Annotated in this window: 4 protein-coding genes; 1 reads left to right on the top strand and 3 read right to left on the bottom strand. The window is 38.9% G+C overall.

From position 1 onward, the window contains the following. Positions 1-87: 87 nt before the first annotated feature. Positions 88-519 (bottom strand): GatB/YqeY domain-containing protein, encoded by a 432-nt coding sequence (locus tag FZ949_RS00815; protein WP_103580678.1) that lies wholly within the window; start codon positions 517-519, stop codon positions 88-90. 30 nt (positions 520-549) lie between these two features. After that, positions 550-1,452 (bottom strand): Ppx/GppA phosphatase family protein, encoded by a 903-nt coding sequence (locus FZ949_RS00810; protein WP_103580679.1) that lies wholly within the window; start codon positions 1,450-1,452, stop codon positions 550-552. A gap of 130 nt (positions 1,453-1,582) precedes the next feature. Between FZ949_RS00810 and FZ949_RS00805 the strand changes: the two genes are divergently transcribed. Beyond that, entirely contained in the window at positions 1,583-3,121 is a 1,539-nt protein-coding gene (locus tag FZ949_RS00805) for an inorganic phosphate transporter (protein WP_148790003.1), read from the top strand. Between the two features lie 104 nt (positions 3,122-3,225). Here FZ949_RS00805 and FZ949_RS00800 read toward each other — a convergent pair whose 3' ends face one another. Then, complete coding sequence (locus FZ949_RS00800; RefSeq protein ID WP_103580681.1) at positions 3,226-5,799, bottom strand: ATP-dependent Clp protease ATP-binding subunit; 2,574 nt, start codon at positions 5,797-5,799, stop codon at positions 3,226-3,228. Positions 5,800-5,856: the final 57 nt, after the last annotated feature.

The raw sequence follows: 5,856 nt of genomic DNA, 5'->3' as shown, positions 1-5,856 counted from the left end.
AAAATGAAAGTCGTATTTGATTTTTTGAAAACTTACAACACTTAGAAGTAAGTTTTCAAAATTAGAAGTTTTATAAGATTGTAGATTTTAAGCCAAAAGCTCTTTTGCGATCATACTTATGCGTTTTGCTTCAGCACTTGCTCCGATCTCATCTTTTGCCATTTTCATTACAGCACCTAAATTTTTACCAGCTCTTTCAATAATCTTTTTTATTTTTTCTTTAAGCTCTTCATCGCTTAGTTGTGCTGGCAAATATGCCTTAATAAGCTCAATCTCGCCCTGCTCTTTTTTAGCCAAATCCTCTCTAGCACCTTTTATATAAAGCTCAACTGAGTCAGCCCTCTTTTTGATCTCCCTTTGAAGTAGCGGAAGTACCACTTCATCAGTCATTTCGATCCTTTGATCGACTTCGACCTGCTTAAGTGCTGCATTTAGCGTTCTTAAAGTATCTCTTTTAAACTCATCTTTTGCCTTCATAGCCTCTTTTATATCAGCTAAAATTTGCTCTCTTATACTCATTTCCTCTCCTTTAAATTTTTGAAATATTAACTAAAAATTTGTGATAATTTCTTGAAATTTTCCTTGCAGATAGGCCACACCAACACCCTCTCTAAGCCCATCGTCAATAACTAAAAATTTTGCTTCTTGCCCGATTAAAAGCTCCTCTAAAAGCAAGGTTCCAGCGATGAGCGGATACTTTCTGCCTCTTCCAACCGCCACATCAGCGCTCTTATCGTCCATCTTTAAAAGCTCATTTACAAACCAGGCAAGATCGTCATTTTTAAGCTCAAATCCGCTTACTTTTTTTGGATCATAGTTCTCGTAGTTAAGTCCAAGTCGTAGCGCTGCGATAGTAGTTGGTACGCCAGAAGTCAGCACGATAAATTTATTTTTTAAGCTATTTAAAAATTCTCCTGCATCTTTTGTATAAAATTTTGCATTTTCTTGCATTAAATCAAGCGTTTTAAATTTCTCAAAAAATGTAATAATGCCAAATTTAAAACTCATAAAATTTCCATCTTCACCGATCTCTGAGCTTGCTCCACCGATGTCAATGACGCTAAAATTTTCATTTATTCCAAGCTTTTTAAAAGCATTTTGAACACCCAAAAATGTAAGCTTTGCTTCTGCTTTGCCACTGATGATATGAAAATTTATGCCAAATTTCTCTCTTATCTCGCTAAAAATTTCCTCACTATTTGACGCTACCCTAAAAGCCTCAGTCGCGACTGCTGCGCATTTAAATTTATCAAAATCAAATTTATTTTTAGCCTCCGCTATCGCTTTAAAGAGCCTGTTTTTGGACTCATCTGCTATCTTACCACTTTCATTTAGTCCTCTAGCAGCTCCCACTATCTTTTCATAAATTTGCTCATTACTAAAGCCATTTTGTTCTTTTTTGACAAGTGCTACGCGAAATGTGTTTGAGCCAAGATCGATCGCTATAACCAAAATTTATCCTTAAAAATTTTTGCAGATTCTAACATATGATAATTTAGTATCATTTAAAGTTGAAAAATTCTAAAAACTTTAATATTTTTCAAGATATAATCCCTATCAAAAACCTTACAAGGGGGCTTGATTGCTTCGAGATAACTTCTTGGCGTTAGTTATTTTTGCGATTTGCAGCGTTGGATTTTTCGTTTGGGGCTATCAATACATCCCGGCAAATAACTACTTTTTATTCTTGATCGCTGGTATGTTTGGTCTTTTTATGGCGTTTAATATCGGCGGAAATGACGTTGCAAACAGCTTTGGCACAAGCGTCGGCGCAAAAACACTCACACTAAAACAAGCTCTTGTCATCGCAGCCATTTTTGAGCTTAGCGGCGCGATATTTGCAGGATCTGAGGTTACAAATACGATTAGAAACGAGATTGTGAAATTTCCAAGCGATCTAAACCCGATGAAATTTGTCATCATCATGATCTCAGCCCTTCTAAGCTCAGGTCTTTGGCTATTTTACGCATCCAAAAAAGGTCTGCCAGTCTCGACCACTCACTCGATCGTTGGCGGCATAGTTGGAGCAGGACTTGCTATGGGCTTTATGATAAAAGATCCCGAGCCATTTAGTATGGTTTCATGGAGCGAGATCGGCAGGATCGCCGTTAGCTGGGTTATCTCACCACTGCTTGGCGGCATAATGTCTTACATCATATTTGGCTACGTAAAAAGTAAGATTATCGAGCCAACACATGAGCTTAAAATGAATCTAAAAGCTCTAAAGGCTGAGCGAAAAGCATATAAAGAAAGCTTTGTAAAAGCACTAAAAACAAAGCCGGCTGAGGAGCAGATAGCTACTCTTTCAAAGATTGCAGTTATCGACGAGGACGAGATCGAAACCACTGAATACAGCGAATACCGCTCAAAAATCCGCATTATGAAAGATAGCGAAAAAGAGATAGATACCTTTAAAGCAATGAAAAAGCACATCCCGATCATCGCTGGATTTGCCGCAATGGTCATCTCATCAATGATGCTTTTTAAAGGGCTTGAGCATATAAATTTAGCCTTTAGCATCATCCAAACAGTCTGGATCATCTTCGTCATCGGAGCTCTAGCGTATCTTGCAAGCCTTGCTATCATAAACGTCATGAGCAAAAACGATAGCGAAAAGAGTATCAATAGAATTTTCTCATGGTTTCAAATTTTTACCGCTTCATCTTTTGCGTTTTCACACGGAGCAAACGATATTGCAAATGCAGTTGGACCATTTGCCGCTGTGCTTGATGTGCTAAAGACTGGCTCTATAAACGAAAGCTCGCCGATACCTAGCATCGCAATGGTAACATTTGGTATCTCACTTGTCGTCGGACTTTGGTTTTTAGGCAAAGAGGTGATCACCACCATCGGCTCAAAACTAGCTGAAATTTTACCGACAACTGGCTTTAGTGCCGAGCTTGCCTCAAGTATCGTCATACTTCTAGCCACAAAACTTGGCATACCAGTTAGCTCGACGCATATCCTAATAGGTGCAGTTTTAGGCATCGGCATCGTAAATAAAAATGCAAACTGGAAAATGGTAAGACCAATCATTCTTGCTTGGCTCATCACGCTTCCTGCTGCTGCTATCTCATCAGCTATATTTTATTTTGCTCTTGCTAAATTTTTAGGCGTTTAGTCGTATTTTTAAGTAGCTAAACCGCCCTATTTTTTAGATATTTTTTGTATAAATTTTATATGAGAGCTTGGCAAGTTGATTCAACCTGCCAAGTAAATTTGAAGTTATTTTTTCTTAATGATGATCTTCTCAGCATCGCTATCAATGGTGATCTCATCGCCACTTTCAAGCTCATCTTTTAAGATCATATCAGCGATCTTGTCTTCAACCAGCTCATAAAGCGCTCTTCTAAGAGGCCTTGCGCCATAAACTATGTCAAAGCCAGCTTTTGCGATAAATTTCTTAGCTTCTTCGCTTAAAACTGCCTTGATACCGCGGTTGTGAAGAGTTTTTTCAAGCTCTTTAAACATGATCTCAACGATAGAGATTAGGCCTTGCTCGTTTAGAGGATTAAAAATAATAGTATCATCAAGCCTATTTAAAAACTCAGGTTTAAAGTAGTTTTTAAGCTCGTTTTTAACAGCCACATCACGATCTTCGCCCTTTAGCTCCATGATGAAATTTGAAGCAATGTTTGAAGTTAAAATAATGATAGTGTTTTTAAAATCAACCGTTACACCTTTATTATCAGTCGCACGTCCGTCATCTAAAATTCCCAAAAGTATGTTAAATACATCTTTGTGAGCCTTTTCAACCTCGTCAAAAAGTATGACCGAGTAAGGTCTTCTGCGAACTGCCTCTGTTAGCTGACCGCCTTCATCGTAGCCTACATATCCTGGAGGCGCACCAAGAAGTCTGCTCACGCTATGTTTTTCCATATATTCGCTCATATCAAAGCGGATAAGCGCCTTTTCATCGTCAAATAAAAATTTAGCCAAAGCCTTAGCAGACTGAGTCTTACCAACGCCTGTTGGCCCAAGAAATAAAAATGAACCGATCGGCCTTTGACCCTCATTTAGACCAGCTTTGTTTCTCTTAACAGCACGTGCAAGTGCGTGTAGTGCGTCATCTTGACCGACAACGCTCTCTCTTAGATGCTCTTCGATGCGCAGATATTTCTCTTTTTCGCTTGTTAGCATCTTTTTAACTGAAATTCCAGTCCATTTGCTCAAAATTTCAGCTACAAGCTCTTCATCGACTTGATTTTTAAGAAGCACGCCCTCTTTTTTCATGTGCTCCCATTTTTCTTCAAGCTCGTGTTTGTGTTTTTTAGCGTCAGCTATCTTGCCGTATTCTATCTCGGCAGCTTTTTGAAGATCGCCATTTCTTTTTGCTATCTCAGCTTGTGATTTTAAGCTATCGATCTCTTTTGTTGCTTTTGAAATTCCGCCAAAAACGGCCTTTTCGTTTTCAAATTTAGTATCAAGCGCTAGCTTTTTCTCATTTAGATCAGCTATCTCTTTTTCGATCTCACCAAGTCTTTCTTTGTTTTTATCAGCATCCTCCATCTTTAGAGCTTCTTTTTCTACTTGAAGCGTTACGATCTCGCGTTTTATCTTTGAAAGCTCGTATGGCTCGCTCTCTATTTGCATCTTAAGCTCAGCTGCTGCCTCGTCTATAAGGTCAATCGCTTTATCTGGCAAGAAGCGGTTTGCGATGTAGCGGTCACTTAGCCTTGCTGCGGCAACTAGTGCACTATCTGTTATCGTGATACCATGGTGAACTTCAAGGCGCTCTTTTATACCACGTAAAATTTGAAGTGCCTCATTTACACTTGGCTCTTTGACGTCTATTGGCTGGAAGCGCCTTTGAAGTGCCGCATCTTTTTCAAAGTACTTTCTATACTCTTTTAATGTCGTCGCACCAACAGCGTGAAGCTCGCCACGTGCAAGAGCTGGTTTTAGGATATTTGCAGCGTCCATTCCGCCCTCGCTCGCACCAGCTCCTACTATGGTGTGAATCTCATCTATAAAAAGTATGATATTACCAGCTTTTTTGACCTCGTCGATGACAGCTTTTAGCCTGTCTTCAAACTCACCCCTATACTTTGCGCCAGCTACAACTGCGCTCATATCAAGCGCGATGACACGCTTGTTTGCAAGACTTGTTGGCACATCGCGAGCAACTATCTTTTGAGCTAGCCCCTCAACGATGGCAGTTTTACCAACACCTGGCTCACCAAGCAAGATAGGGTTGTTTTTGCTCTTTCTTATTAAAATTTGCATCATCCTAGTGATCTCTTCATCGCGGCCGATGACTGGATCAAGCTCTTTATTTAGCGCTTTTTGCGTCAGATCGATACCAAATTTCTCTAAGCTATCAAGGGTATCATCGCCAGTTTGGCTATCTATCTTTTTACCACCTCTTATGCTCTCAAGGTTCTTTTTGATCTCTAAAATGTCGCAAAATTTGCTCAAAATTTGCTTGATCTCACTAAGCTCAATAGCCGAGACGATCCATGTATCAACAGCTATGTAGCTATCGCCCATGCTTACCATTAAAGCTTTTGCATTTTCAAGTGAATTTATAAGCTCTCTTGAAACTGAAACGTTATCTTTTGTGACATTTGAGCTGCTTGGAAGTGAAGAAATTTTACTTTTTACTTCAAGCTCGACAGCATCTTTACTTACATTCATTTTATTAAACACTTGGTTTAAAATAGAATTACTATCTGCAAGCAAAGCCCAAAAAATATGAAGCGGAACAACTTGCGGATTTTTAGAAAATATCGCTAAACTAATACCTTTTTCAAGAGTTTCTTGCATCTGAGCTGTTAAATTTTCTGTTATATCAGCCATTAAATCTCCTTGGATTATTTTATATGGTCGCCATTATATAACTTTAGTCTTATATTG

Source organism: Campylobacter concisus, from assembly GCF_902460545.1.
GTDB classification, from domain to species: Bacteria; Campylobacterota; Campylobacteria; order Campylobacterales; family Campylobacteraceae; genus Campylobacter_A; species Campylobacter_A concisus_AE.
Note: the sequence above shows the minus strand (reverse complement) of the source record. Positions and strands in the feature narration are given on the sequence as shown.

What these genes read in the sequence shown, in the direction of transcription:
- FZ949_RS00815 (WP_103580678.1), bottom strand. Translation starts at nt 519, where the DNA reads ATGAGTATAAGAGAGCAAATTTTAGCTGATATAAAAGAGGCTATGAAG.
- FZ949_RS00800 (WP_103580681.1), bottom strand. Translation starts at nt 5,799, where the DNA reads ATGGCTGATATAACAGAAAATTTAACAGCTCAGATGCAAGAAACTCTT.